This window comes from Litorivivens sp. (assembly GCF_041625495.1).
Classification (GTDB): Bacteria; Pseudomonadota; Gammaproteobacteria; order Pseudomonadales; family Spongiibacteraceae; genus Litorivivens.
On the sequence record NZ_JBFJTH010000025.1, the window covers coordinates 1 to 12625 of the forward strand.

Here is a 12625-nt window from a genome sequence, read left to right on the forward strand (position 1 = left end):
GTGATGGGGGCGGGCCAGCACCACCATGCGATCCTGTGCGAAGCGCTGATAGGAAATGTCATCTGACACGGGTTGCAGTACATCGATCGCTACATCCAGTGATCCGGTGGCCAGCTCTGACTCCAGATCGGGGCGATTTAGTCGTACCGAGGCCACGGTCAATTCCGGCGCTGTTTTGGCAATGCGGGTGGCTAGCGCCGGCAACAGATTTACCTCCAGCAGATCCCGCATGCCAATTGTAAATGCCCGGTCGCTGCTGGTTGCATCGAAGCGCTCAATATCGTTGAACATGATCTGTAGTTCCCGTAGGGAGCGACGCACGGTGCCAATGTGGCTGCGAGCCTTCGGCGTGGGCATCATCAGGCGCCCGTCCCGTTCAAACAGGGGGTCGTCAAACAGGTCGCGCAGGCGGCCTAGTGAGTGGCTCACCGCTGGCTGCGTGAGATGAAGCTTTTCTGCGGCACGGGTAATCCCGCCTTCGCTGTAAATGGCGTCAAAGACAACCAGCAGATTCAGATCGACTCTGTTGATGTGCATGGGGCGGGCTCCGCATTAACTATGCATGATATTTATATTAAGCGATAACTCTAATTGATTGGAATAATAGTTGGTGGCTGACTAAGCTGCTGGCACGTTAATAAAACCTGTTCAGGGAGTTTTACGCATGGAAACGTCTACAACTTTCGACCTCAGTGGCAAAGTCGCTCTGGTTACCGGTGCGAGCCGGGGCATTGGCGAAGCCATTTCCCGTCTGTTGGCTCAGCACGGTGCGACGGTCATTGTCTCCAGCCGCAAGATCGATGGTTGTGAGGCTGTCGCAGCTTCTATCCGTGAAAACGGTGGCAAAGCAGAGGCATTTGCCTGCCATATTGGCGAAATGGAACAGATCGAGGCCGTTTTCGCATATATTCGTGAGCAGCACGGACGCCTGGATATTTTGGTGAACAACGCGGCGACCAACCCGGATTTTGGTCCCATCGTCAATACGGAAGTGTCCAAGTTTCAGAAGACGGTAGACGTGAACATTCGCGGCTATTTTTATATGTCCCAGTACGGCGTCAAGCTGATGGCGGAGAACGGTGGTGGCGCCATCGTTAATGTTGCGTCGGTAAACGGTGTGATTCCAGGCGACATGCAGGGTATCTACTCCATTACCAAAGCGGCTGTTATTTCCATGACCAAGGCCTTTGCCAAGGAATGTGCACTAATGGGTGTACGCGTCAATGCGCTGCTGCCGGGCATGACCGACACCAAGTTCGCGTCAGCGCTGGTCACCAACGATGAAATACGCGAGCACGCCATGGCGCATGTACCCATGAAACGTATTGCCGACCCCAGTGAAATGGCGGGTTCGGTGCTGTACCTGGTGTCTGATGCCTCAAGCTATACGACCGGCGCAACGCTGGCGGTAGACGGTGGATATCTCACAGCCTAATCGGAGTTCAGATCATGCAGGAATTGAAAAATCGCGTAGCCATAATTACTGGCGCGGGCAGCGGTCTGGGTCGTGAGTTGGCCAAGCAGTGCGCCGCTGAAGGCATGAAGCTGGTATTGGCGGATGTCGACGAAAAGGGGCTGGCAGAAACCCGCGCCATGCTGCCCGACACCGAAAGCGTCAGCCGTAAGGTTGATGTATCCAAACGCAGCGAACTCGATGCGCTGGCCGACCTCGCTTACGACACCTTCGGTAAAGCCCACCTGCTGTTTAACAATGCCGGGGTGGCTGCTTCCGGTCCGGTCTGGAGCAGCACCGCCGATGAATGGGAGTGGGTGATGGGCGTGAATGTGATGGGTGTGGTTCATGGCATTCAGGCCTTTGTACCGCGCATGCTGGAGCAGGGCGAACCGGCGCATGTGGTTAGCACGGCGTCGCTGGCAGGTCTGACCTCTGTGCCAGGTTCCGGTGTTTACTGTGTATCGAAACACAGTGTCGTCACGCTCTCCGAATGCCTGTACCACGACCTGCAGATTGCCAAGGCGGAGATAGGTGTTTCTGTTCTGTGCCCGGCCTTCTTCAAAACGGGTATTGCGGATTCTGAACGTAACCGCCCGCAGAAATTGAGTGCCAGCAACCCGGAAGGGAAGCAATTCGCAGAGTTTGTTCGCGCAGCGATCGAGGCAGGTAAGCTATCTGCTGAAGATATTGCCCGCGTTACCTTGGAAGGTGTCAAAGCCAATCGCTTTTATATTCTGCCGCACAAGGGTGCGCGCAAGAGTGTTGAATTGCGCATGACCGACATTCTCGAAGGTCGCAACCCCACCAGCCCCCTGGGTTGATTGTGGGCCGATAAAAATATAAGGAGCCAATCATGAAAGCATTGTTGTGCAAAGAGCACGGATTGCCAGAGAAGCTGGTGGTAGATGAGGTTGCAGACCTCGAGGCCGGAAAAGGGCAGGTTGTACTGGAAGTTAAAGCGGCCGCCGTAAACTTTCCCGACACCCTGATTATTCAGAACCTTTACCAGTTCAAACCCGAGCTGCCGTTTTCTGCGGGTGGCGAATGTGCCGGCGTAGTAAAAAGTGTTGGCGAAGGTGTGAAGCATGTTAAACCCGGCGACAGTGTTATTGCTTTCACGGGCTGGGGCGCCTTTGCCGAGCAGGTATGCGCCGATGCCTCGGCCGTGATTCCCATGCCGGAAGGCATGGATTATGTAACGGCTTCAGCCTTTGTTATGACCTATGCCACGTCCTACCACGCGCTGGTAGATCGCGGGCAGCTTAAAGAAGGCGAAACCCTGTTGGTGCTTGGTGCATCCGGCGGTGTCGGCCTGGCTGCCATCGAAATCGGCAAGGCGCTCGGTGCACGCGTTATTGCGGCGGCATCTACTGCTGAAAAGCTTGCGGTCTGCAAAGACCACGGCGCTGACGAGTTGCTGAACTACGAAACCGAAGACATGAAGGCGCGCCTGAAAGAGCTTACTGGCGGCAAGGGTGTCGACGTGGTTTACGACCCGGTCGGTGGCCCCTTCAGTGAAATTGCCCTGCGCTCCACCGGCTGGCGCGGCCGTTTTCTGGTGATTGGTTTCGCCAACGGTGAAATTCCGAAAATCCCCTTGAATCTTACTCTGCTTAAGGGCAGTTCAATCTGTGGTGTTTTCTGGGGTGACTATGTAAAACGCGAACCTAACAATAATATCAACGACCTTTTCGCGCTGTTTGAGTTGTTGCAAGCCGGCAAGCTCAAGCCGCATATCGCGGGCACCTATTCTCTCGAAGAGGGCCCGAAAGCGATTCGCGCTCTGATGGACCGGAAAGTGTCCGGCAAGGTTGTGATTGTGCCGGGTAAGGAGTAAGTCATGGCTGACAAAATTGCAAACACCTTTGCCGGTACCATGGCCGTGCAGGAGAAGCATCAGTTCGATGTGGCGAGACTGCAGTCTTATATGCAGGAGCATGTGGAGGGTTTCAGTGGTGAGCTGGAAGTTTCACAATTCAAGGGTGGCCAGTCTAACCCGACCTACAAGCTGTCAGCCGGTGGAAAAAATTACGTATTGCGGCGCAAGCCACCGGGTGAGCTGCTCGCCTCGGCGCATGCGGTAGACCGCGAATACACCGTAATTACAGCGCTTGCTGAAACCGACGTGCCGGTGGCGAAAACTTATTGCCTTTGTGAAGACGAATCGGTGATCGGTACGGCGTTCTACATCATGGACTGTGTGGACGGCCGAGTACTGTGGGACCCGGAGCTGCCTGATTTGAGCCCCGGCGAGCGCACCGCCATCTTCGAAGATATGAACCGTGTGATCGCGGCCTTGCACAACGTCGATTATAAGGCGATCGGTCTGGAAGACTACGGCAAGGCGGGCAATTATTTTGCCCGACAGATCAGTCGCTGGACCAAGCAGTACAAGGCTTCGGAGACAGAAAAAATCGACGCGATGGATCGTTTGATTGAATGGCTTCCTGAAAATATTCCGCCCGGTGACGATACCGCGATAGTGCATGGTGACTTCCGGCTGGACAACGTGATGCTGCATCCCACCGAGCCGCGAATAGTGGCCGTGCTGGATTGGGAGCTGTCTACCCTGGGGCATCCGCTGGCAGATTTCGCTTACCACTGCATGACCTGGCACATCCCTAAAGGTGCCTTTCGCGGGCTTGCTGGCGTAGACCTGAAAAGCATTGGTATTCCCTCAGAGCAGGAACATATTCAGGCCTATTGTTCGCGCACCGGTAAAACCATTGACCCCAGTCACTGGGATTTTTACATGGCTTACAACATGTTCCGGCTGGCAGGCATTCTGCAGGGCATTATGGGACGTGTGAAAGCCGGGACTGCGTCAAGTAAACAAGCCGAACAAATGGGATCGGCGGCAAAGCCTCTGGCTGAAATGGCCTGGCAGCAAGTAGAAAAAATCAAAGCGCGCGGCTAATGCCGAGCGTCCAAGGAGAACTATTATGAATTTTGAATACTCAGAAAAGACCCAGGAACTCATTGCGCGCGTCAGTGCCTTTATGGACGAGCATATTTATCCCAATGAGCAGCGCTTTATGGAAGAGGTTGCCGAAGGTGATCGTTGGGAGCCCACGGCCGTGATTGAGGAACTGAAGCCAAAGGCCAAGGAAGCTGGTCTGTGGAATCTTTTCTTGCCGGAATCAGAGCACGGTGCTGGCTTAACCAATCTTGAGTACGCGCCCTTGTGTGAACTGATGGGTCGTGTGATTTGGGCACCGGAAGTATTTAACTGTAACGCCCCTGATACCGGCAATATGGAAGTACTGGCGCGCTATGGTACCGAAGAACACAAAAAGCAGTGGCTTGAACCGCTGCTGGAAGGTGAAATTCGCTCCTGCTTTGCCATGACCGAGCCTGCAGTCGCGTCCAGTGACGCGACGAATATCGAGAGCTCAATCGTTCGCGATGGCGACGAATATGTGATTAATGGTCGCAAATGGTGGTCGTCAGGTGGCAACGATCCACGCTGCAAGATTTTTATCTTTATGGGTAAAACCGATCCCGACAACGAAAACCGCCACAAGCAGCAGTCGATGATTCTGGTACCGCGCGATACACCCGGAGTGAAAATTCTGCGCCATCTGCCGGTATTTGGTTTTGACGATGCACCCCACGGACATGCAGAAATTCTGTTTGAAAATGTACGGGTTCCTGTCAGCAATATGCTGCTGGGTGAAGGCCGTGGTTTCGAAATAGCTCAAGGTCGCCTTGGGCCGGGCCGTATTCACCACTGCATGCGTCTGATTGGGCTGGCTGAACGTGCACTGGAAAAAATGTGCGACCGCCTGAAAAGCCGGGTGGCGTTTGGTAAGCCGGTTGCACTTCAGACCGTCTGGGCAGAACGCATTGCCGAGGCGCGTATCATGATCGATCAGACCCGTTTTCTGGTGCTGAACGCAGCTTGGAAAATGGATACTGTTGGCAACAAGGTTGCGGCCAAAGAGATTGGTATGATCAAAGTGGCAGCGCCACAAATGGCCTGTCAGGTCATTGATTGGGCCATTCAGGCTCATGGCGGCGGCGGTGTCAGCGACGACTTTGGTCTGTCCTATGCCTACGCCAATGCGCGAACCCTGCGACTGGCTGACGGTCCCGATGAAGTGCATCGCAACCAGATTGCGAAGATGGAATTGCGGGGGTGAAATTGATCTCGCTTGCAGGGCTGGCTCCCGCGCCGTTAACCCGGTGCGGGGGCCAGGCCTGCTGGCGAATCACTCTGCGCCTGTTGCAGTGGCTGGTTCTGGCACTGTATGCGATGCCAGTCCTGTCAGCCAACACGCTAACGGAAGACGAAGCCGCACAAGGTTGGCAACTGCTTTTCGACGGCACAACTTTCGATGGCTGGCGCAATTACGGGGCCGCGCCCGGTGATCCTGTGAATGGCTGGGAAATTGAGCAGGGCACCTTGAAAATGGTGCGTGATGTCTCCGAATTTCGCTACGCTCTCAACTTTATCAATCCCTTTCAAAAGCATCCCTTGCTTGATTTGATGACCGAACGGCAGTTCGAGAACTTTGAGCTCAGTATCGACTGGAAAATCTCCGCCGGTGGCAACAGTGGCATTTTCTATCTGCTACCCCGTGACAATAACGATCTTCCCTGGCGTCTGGGATTGGAAATGCAGGTGCTGGACAACGATGGCCATGCCGACGGCAAAACCCACACCCATCGCGCGGGAGACCTGTACGATCTGGTAGCCAGCAATGAGGACGCCAGTCGCCCAGTAGGTGAATGGAATACCGCTCGTATACGTGTGGTGGGAAGCCACATCCAGCATTGGTTAAACGGTGTCAAGGTTGTGGATATTCATCGCTGTGGAGAAATGTGGGATGAATTGGTGGCCCAAAGCAAGTTTGCCAAGCGTGCGGGCTACGGCCAGGCCGAGCGCGGCCATATCCTGCTGCAAGATCACGGTGATTATGTCTGGTACCGCAATATCAAGCTGCGCCCGTTGCAAAAGTCACCTACTGAACATTGTCCCAAGAGCGACAAGTCGCAATAAACACGCTTATTCAGAACGATTATCGCCGCTATCCGTTGATTGGCGGCATAAATTAATCCAGTAGTCGACTGCCGACTTTTGGTAGCGTTTGCGGGGCAGCGCAAAGTAAAACCGACGGCGCATGTCGCGACGGCTCAGTTTGAGCGGCACCAGCGTACCGTTTCGAAAATCATTCTGCACGACCACCTGTGACAGGCAGCCGATGCCGAGCCCCGATTCCACCGCGCTCTTGATGGCCTCGTTGTGGTGAAACTCACGATAGATATTGATATCCGGCAGCAACTCGGCCATGGCGTGATCGAAGGTGTGGCGGGCACCCGAATTGGGTTCGCGAAGTATCCAGCGCGCGGCGCGGATGTCTTTGTTACCCAGTGTGCCCTTGCGGGCTAGTGGGTGACTGGCGGCGCAGAAGACGATCAGCTCGTCTTCCATCCAGGGAATCAGCTCCAGATCCCGGTGTTGAACCTCGCGCTCGATCATGCCGACATCCACTTCGTAGTTCAGCACTTTGGCGACGATATCGGGGGTATTGGAGGTCGTCAGATCCACATCGGCGTCGGGGTAGTGGGCCAGATAGTCGGCCAGATATCTGACGACCAGATAATTGCCGATGGTAAAGCTGGCACCTACCTTGAGGTGCCCGAGGTCGCCATGCTGTTGCAGTACCTGGTCGAATTGCTGGCAGTGGGCGTACAGCGTTTCCGCCTCTTTCCGCAGACTGTGACCAACAGAGTTGAGGGTGAGCTTGTTGCCCTGGCGCTCAAACAGGGTCATGCCGTAATTTTGCTCAAGCGTTTGCAGCGCCGCGCTGGCGGCAGACTGCGACAGGTTCAGGTCCTGCGCCGCGCGGCTCACATTCTCATGACGTGCAACGGCCAGAAAGATGCCTAACTGACGCAGGGTGAAATTCATGGTGCCTCCGGCTCTCGTTTAGTATCGAAAAAATCGATACTGACTATTGTAATAACCCGTTTTACTAATGGCTAGTAGGTGCGTAACATGCGCCCCTGAATTGTCCGGGCGCGCACTGCCCGCTTACACATCTTTGGAGAACACAATGGCCGAGCAGAAAGCAACGAATGTGCACTGGCACGATGGGGAAGTTACCCGTGAAGACCGCCAGAAACTGTTGAAGCAGAAGGGAGCTACCCTCTGGTTCACCGGTCTGTCTGGCTCGGGTAAAAGCACGGTTGCTGTAGCGCTGGAAAAGGCGTTGATGGAAAAAGGGCACCTGTGCTACCGCCTCGACGGTGACAACGTCCGTCTGGGTATTAACAAAAATCTGGGTTTCTCTGCTGAAGATCGGGCAGAAAACATCCGCCGCATCGGCGAGATCGCCAAACTGTTTGTGGATACTGGCGTGATTGTCCTGTCCAGTTTTGTCAGCCCCTACCGTGCCGACCGCGACCAAGTGCGTGAGCTGCATGCCCAGAGTGACATGGATTTCATGGAAATTTTCGTTGATGTGCCGTTGTCAGTTGCTGAAGAGCGCGACCCCAAGGGCCTTTACAAGAAAGCCCGTGCTGGCGAGATCAAGAATTTTACCGGTATCGATGACCCCTACGAGGCGCCCAGCCAGGCCGAAGTGGTACTGAACAGCCACGAGATGAGCCTTGAGAAAGAAGTGGAAGTACTGCTCGAAGAAATGAGCAAACGCGGCATTCTTTAACGTTTGAACATAGCACGTTGATCATACATACGGAGCGACACAATGATTAAACCCCACGGCGCTGAAGAGCTTAAGCCGTTATTTGCATACGACACGGAAAAACACCAGGCCCTGCAAGAGGAAGCAAAAACACTGCCCTCAATGCTGCTGAATTCTGCAGCTGCGGCTAACGCGGTAATGCTGGGCGCGGGCTACTTCACCCCGCTTGGCGGCTACATGAATCTGGCTGACTCCCTGAGTGTAGCGGAAAACATGCGTACTGCGGACGGGCTGTTCTGGCCAGTGCCGGTGGTTAACCTGACTGAATCTGCAGAAGGTATCGAAGCGGGCAGCCGCATTGCCCTGCGCGACCCCAACGTTGATGGCCACCCGGTTCTGGCGGTGATGAATGTAGACGCGGTTGAAACGGTCAGCGCCGAGCAGATCGATCTTATGGCGGAAAACATTTTCGGCACGCTCGACCCCGAGCACCCCGGCGTGAAAACCTTCAAAAGCCTGGGCAATACGCTGCTGTCTGGCCCAATTGAAGTGCTGAACTTCTCGTACTTCCAGACGGATTTCCCCGATACTTTCCGCACGGCTGTTGAGATCCGCAATGAAATCGCCGAGCGCGGCTGGGAAACTGTAGTGGCCTTCCAAACGCGTAACCCGATGCACCGTGCACACGAAGAGCTGTGCCATATGGCGCGCGAGCAGCTTGGTGCAGACGGCGTACTGATTCATATGCTGCTGGGTAAACTGAAGCCCGGTGATATTCCTGCTGATGTGCGCGATGCCGCCATCCGCAAAATGGTTGAAATCTACTTTCCGCCAAACAGTGCCATGGTCACCGGTTACGGTTTCGATATGCTTTACGCTGGCCCGCGCGAAGCGGTACTGCACGCGGTATTTCGCCAAAACTGTGGTTGTACCCACCTGATTGTTGGCCGCGACCATGCTGGTGTTGGCGATTACTACGGCGCATTTGACGCTCAGACTATCTTCGATGAGAAAGTGCCCGCTGATGCTCTGGGTATTGAGATCTACAAAGCAGATCACACGGCGTACTCGAAGAAGCTGAACAAAGTGGTGATGATGCGCGATGCGCCAGACCACAGCAAAGAAGATTTTGTGTTGCTTTCTGGTACCAAGGTTCGAGAAATGCTGGGTCAGGGCATTGCGCCACCGCCTGAGTTTTCTCGTCCTGAAGTCGCCAAAATTCTGATGGATTACTATCAGGAACTGGACGCCAAAAAGTAAGCTAACACAGCTACTCAGTTTAAAAACCCGGCCATGTTGCCGGGTTTTTTATTGGTGCGTCCGGCAATCAATGTACTTACTGTGTACGCTTGCCAACTTCGCGTAGGCTTTGCACCTTTCGAGCGTCGATAACAATAATCTTTAGCGTTGTTTAATGAGGGCAGTCGGCTTACTGCTGTTGTCTTTTTGTAGCGTTGTCATGTTGGCTGGTTGTAAGAACGCTGTTATTTCAGGTTAAGTAGCGCGGTATTATTCCGTGCTTGATTCGGGGATAGGTGCCTCGGCACTTGCCCCCAGATAGCGCTGGGAATAGCTAGCAAATCCCGCCCCGTCGCGCTCAGCATCCAAACCGTAATCTGCCGCTTCGTAACGATGCTGGCCGTGCTTGTCTCGGGGACGGTTGTCGAGATAGTCCTGCATTTTCTGTTTCAGCTCTGGCGTAAAATCAAACCCGAAGTAGTGATACATGGATTCAATCACCGCCAGAGGACGCTGCACAATATCGTCAAAGCGAATATCGAAGAATTGATGCGAATGATTTTCTGCCAGCTTGCTGCGAGCCTTGACGCCGCGCTGCAAGAAGTCCTGCCAGTTGTGCAACTCATCCTGGCCAACAGCCACCGGGTCAATCTTGTCGCTGGCCAACGTGCGCAGTGAACAGGTCAGGCTGGAAAGCGATGCCAACACCTGCATCGGCTCGCGGTGAGTCTGGATAATGCAGGCATCTGGGTAAACCTCAAGAATCGTTTCCAGATAACCGATGTGAGGCGGTGTTTTCAGTAGCCAGCGTTTGTTTTCGCCGTAGCCGGATTGCATTACCTGCAGGCACAGGCGATGCCATTCATAGGCTTTGCGAAAATCTCGCTGCATCAGCCAGCGACGGTAGGAGGGAATGTTGTACGACACCACCCATTGCTCGCTCATAAAATGTGCCGCCAGAATCGCCACGCACTCCTGGGGAAGGGTGGCGCCAATCTCGTGCATGGCGTTGAATCCGGGAACCAGCTGCTCCACCTGCTCAAATTGTTTTTCGGCGAGCGCAATGCGCGGGTCGTTGTGCAGGGAGTCCTCGGTGGCTGGCGGAATCGGGTTTTCTACCTCCCAGCTGAGCGGGAAGCGGTGGTGGGGGTCTTGCGACAGCAGCTCAAACAGTATGGTGGTGCCAGTGCGTGGCATGCCGGCGATAAACAATGGTTTGCGAATGTGCTGTTGTTTAACAGCCGGTGTTCGGGTGCTGTAATTAATGATTTTCAGGCGGCGCTCAAGGAGCGAGAGTAGGGAACCGCGGGCAATTTTTCGGCCGATAAAATTCAGCTTCGCCTCGGTTTCCAGGGCCACGCAGAGCTGTTCCAGTGCAGGCAGAAAATCAATGTCGCCGAAGTCCGAAAGTTGCGTGTTGCGCATAGCCTGCTGCATCAGGTCATCGGCACTCAGCGGATCACGCATGCCGGCTTTCATCAACAGCCCTCCCAAAGAGTTAATGGCGGCGATGGCGAAGGGGCGCTTCGGTTTTTTCATGGTTGGTTAAATCCGGCCTGTTCTTGTTACCAGTGTGTCGATAGTGACGGTAGTGATGATAGAGCGACTATACCATTTGTTCAGCACTCGGTAGCTGGCCATCCGTTTGGGTGGTGCCTGACAACAGCTGCTATTCTAGGATTTAGAACTCATAACAGTAAGCAATGCAGCAGGTTTTTCTATGTTACTTAACGATAAAGTGGTGATTGTGTCGGGCATTGGTCCGGGTCTGGGCCATGAACTCGCACTCGAAGCGGCCCAGCAGGGCGCCAAACTCGCTATCTGCGCTCGTACGGCTAGCAAACTCGATGCCGCTGAGCAGGAAATCCGCGAAGCGGGTCTAGATACCCCGATACTTAAAGTGCCCACCGATATTTCCGATAAAGCGCAGTGTGAAAATCTGGTCACCAAAACCCTTGAGGCCTATGGCCGAATCGATGTGCTGATCAACAGCGCCTACAACCCCGGTGCCTTCGATGTCGTTGAAAATGCAGACCTCGACGGCTGGCGCGAGGCAATGGATGTCAATCTGTTTGGCACCATGAACCTCACCCTGCAGGTGGTTCCGCATATGAAAAAGCAAGGCGGCGGTTCAATTGTCATGATTAACACCATGGTTACCCGCCGGCCGTTGCAGACGCAGGCAGGCTACGGCGCTTCCAAGGCCGCTTTGTCCAGCGCCACCCAGCATCTGGCGTTGGAGCTCGGCCCCTATAACATCCGGGTGAACTCCACCTACATGGGCTGGATGTGGGGGCCTCCGGTAGAGGGCTATATGAAACAGCAGGCAGAGGCGACCGGCATATCGGTAGAAGAGCAGAAAGCCGCCGTTGCCCAGAACATCCCGTTGCGGGTGATTCCGGAAGATGGTGATTGCGCCAAGGCAGCCATCTTCCTGGCCTCCGATTACGCCCGAGCCATCACTGGCGCTGCCCTCGACGTCAACGGCGGCGAATACCTCCCTTAACCCCACGCTTCAAAAAAACCGGGGTCGTATCGATTAAAAAATACTCGATACGACCCCGGTTTTTGTTGGCGGTCTGTCCCTTTGCCTGAAAGTTCGCTAGGCTGTTGCCCAACTTCGAGCGGGACTATTTGGCGTGCGAACACGGTTAACGGGATTGTTGAGCTTAGTGGTTCTGGTTGCGGCCTGCAGCCAGCAGGAAACAACCTCTACTTCGGTGGAATGCACCTCGCCGCGTCCCGAAATGTGTACCCGCGAATATCGGCCGGTGTGCGGTGCGATCGATACCGGGATTCGCTGTGTGACGGAACCCTGTCCCAGCGTTGACCATAAAACCTTCGGAAATGCCTGTGACGCCTGCAGCAACAAGCAGGTGATGTACTATTCTGAAGGTGAGTGTCCCAGCGAGGATAAGGGTGATGAGCGATAGCGCGGGTGGCGAACAGCGACGTGCTTATTTTCGGCTGCCATACCCGTCCAACGAACGCCCGGTGTTGCACTGTGGCGGCAGCCAGCATGAGGTTGTGGAAATTGCCGAGGGCGGAATTCGATTGATTCTGGAGCCCGGTATTCCTTTGACGTTGAACGAGTCCGTCGCCGGTGAAATTGCCTTTCACGATGAACAGCGCGAGGCGGTCATCGGCAAAGTGTTGCGTCTGGAAGGCAAGAACGTGGTGGTTCAGCTGGTGAGCGGTTTAACCCAGCACCGGGTCATGGCGGAGCAATCCTATCTTCACCAGAAGTATCCCGACTTTCTCCGTAGAAACCGATAACAGC

14 protein-coding genes are annotated in these 12625 nt (G+C 54.6%); 11 read left to right on the plus strand and 3 right to left on the minus strand.

Features of this window, described 5'->3' with window-relative positions:
• Positions 1-537, minus strand: a 537-nt coding sequence (locus ABYP39_RS04705; RefSeq protein ID WP_372781359.1) for a LysR family transcriptional regulator, incomplete at its 3' end; no start/stop codon positions are given.
• 127 nt (positions 538-664) lie between these two features.
• Between ABYP39_RS04705 and ABYP39_RS04710 the strand changes: the two genes are divergently transcribed.
• The 6 genes from ABYP39_RS04710 to ABYP39_RS04735 are packed head-to-tail and all read left to right on the plus strand — an operon-like array spanning position 665 to position 6458.
• On the plus strand, positions 665-1435 hold the full coding sequence (locus tag ABYP39_RS04710) for an SDR family oxidoreductase (RefSeq protein ID WP_372781361.1): 771 nt from the start codon (positions 665-667) through the stop codon (positions 1433-1435).
• A 14-nt stretch (positions 1436-1449) separates the two neighbouring features.
• Positions 1450-2277 carry an SDR family NAD(P)-dependent oxidoreductase gene (locus tag ABYP39_RS04715; protein WP_372781363.1) on the plus strand — a complete coding sequence of 276 codons (828 nt, stop codon included), beginning with the start codon at positions 1450-1452 and terminating at the stop codon, positions 2275-2277.
• 32 nt (positions 2278-2309) lie between these two features.
• A complete protein-coding gene (locus ABYP39_RS04720; protein ID WP_372750109.1) occupies positions 2310-3293 on the plus strand; it encodes an NADPH:quinone oxidoreductase family protein in 984 nt (327 codons plus the stop codon).
• Between the two features lie 3 nt (positions 3294-3296).
• Positions 3297-4373 carry a phosphotransferase gene (locus ABYP39_RS04725; RefSeq protein ID WP_372758688.1) on the plus strand — a complete coding sequence of 359 codons (1077 nt, stop codon included), beginning with the start codon at positions 3297-3299 and terminating at the stop codon, positions 4371-4373.
• Positions 4374-4398: 25 nt separating this feature from the next.
• Positions 4399-5598: an acyl-CoA dehydrogenase gene (locus ABYP39_RS04730; protein WP_372750521.1), complete on the plus strand. Its 1200-nt coding sequence runs from the start codon at positions 4399-4401 to the stop codon at positions 5596-5598.
• Positions 5595-6458, plus strand: coding sequence for a DUF1080 domain-containing protein (locus tag ABYP39_RS04735; protein ID WP_372781365.1), 864 nt, complete (start codon positions 5595-5597; stop codon positions 6456-6458). The genes ABYP39_RS04730 and ABYP39_RS04735 overlap by 4 nt, the downstream gene beginning before the upstream one ends.
• A gap of 6 nt (positions 6459-6464) precedes the next feature.
• On the opposite strand, the gene ABYP39_RS04740 is transcribed toward ABYP39_RS04735, so the two are convergent.
• Positions 6465-7370: a LysR family transcriptional regulator gene (locus ABYP39_RS04740; RefSeq protein ID WP_372781367.1), complete on the minus strand. Its 906-nt coding sequence runs from the start codon at positions 7368-7370 to the stop codon at positions 6465-6467.
• A 145-nt stretch (positions 7371-7515) separates the two neighbouring features.
• Here ABYP39_RS04740 and cysC point away from each other — a divergent pair, with 145 nt between their 5' ends.
• Positions 7516-8127 carry an adenylyl-sulfate kinase gene (gene cysC / locus ABYP39_RS04745; protein ID WP_372750267.1) on the plus strand — a complete coding sequence of 204 codons (612 nt, stop codon included), beginning with the start codon at positions 7516-7518 and terminating at the stop codon, positions 8125-8127.
• 42 nt (positions 8128-8169) lie between these two features.
• Entirely contained in the window at positions 8170-9366 is a 1197-nt protein-coding gene (sat, locus tag ABYP39_RS04750) for a sulfate adenylyltransferase (RefSeq protein WP_372764367.1), read from the plus strand.
• Positions 9367-9615: 249 nt separating this feature from the next.
• On the opposite strand, the gene ABYP39_RS04755 is transcribed toward sat, so the two are convergent.
• Complete coding sequence (locus ABYP39_RS04755; RefSeq protein WP_372781369.1) at positions 9616-10884, minus strand: sulfotransferase; 1269 nt, start codon at positions 10882-10884, stop codon at positions 9616-9618.
• A gap of 181 nt (positions 10885-11065) precedes the next feature.
• Between ABYP39_RS04755 and ABYP39_RS04760 the strand changes: the two genes are divergently transcribed.
• The 3 genes from ABYP39_RS04760 to ABYP39_RS04770 all read left to right on the plus strand — a co-directional run bounded on the left by ABYP39_RS04760 (position 11066) and on the right by ABYP39_RS04770 (position 12621).
• The gene (locus ABYP39_RS04760) at positions 11066-11851 is read left to right on the plus strand and encodes an SDR family oxidoreductase (protein WP_372759437.1); all 786 of its coding nucleotides are present in this window, start codon (positions 11066-11068) and stop codon (positions 11849-11851) included.
• A 166-nt stretch (positions 11852-12017) separates the two neighbouring features.
• Positions 12018-12278 carry a hypothetical protein gene (locus ABYP39_RS04765; RefSeq protein WP_372750647.1) on the plus strand — a complete coding sequence of 87 codons (261 nt, stop codon included), beginning with the start codon at positions 12018-12020 and terminating at the stop codon, positions 12276-12278.
• Positions 12268-12621 (plus strand): PilZ domain-containing protein, encoded by a 354-nt coding sequence (locus ABYP39_RS04770; protein ID WP_372750648.1) that lies wholly within the window; start codon positions 12268-12270, stop codon positions 12619-12621. Before ABYP39_RS04765 ends, ABYP39_RS04770 begins: the two co-directional genes overlap by 11 nt.
• Positions 12622-12625 lie beyond the last annotated feature (4 nt).